Genomic DNA, 272 nt, shown 5'->3' with positions numbered 1-272 from the left:
GGTCCACGAACTCGCCGCGTCGAAACGGGGAGCGCAGTTGACCATCGGGATGGAACGCCTCCGCAATCTGGCCGGTCCGTTCCAGCGGATCGGCCTCTCCGCGACGGTCGGCGACCCGGCCGAAGTAGGCCGCTTTCTCACCGGCGGTCGCGGCTGTGCGATCCGGACGGTCGACGTCGGCAGCAAGGTCAGCGTCACGGTCCGAGAACCGACAGTCACGGAGGAAGACGAGGCCCTCGCCGGGGAGCTACTGACCGACGAGGAGATAGCGA

1 protein-coding gene is annotated in these 272 nt (G+C 68.0%); it reads left to right on the top strand.

Going from position 1 to position 272, the window contains the following annotated elements; all coding sequences use genetic code 11:
* Positions 1-272 (top strand): hypothetical protein (locus tag SM755_RS23645; protein WP_323174834.1); only part of this gene is annotated, 272 nt, incomplete at both ends.

It is taken from the genome of Natrialba sp. PRR66 (genome assembly GCF_034808065.1).
Taxonomy (GTDB): Archaea; Halobacteriota; Halobacteria; order Halobacteriales; family Natrialbaceae; genus Natrialba; species Natrialba aegyptia.
This window is presented reverse-complemented; position numbering and strand designations above follow the sequence as displayed.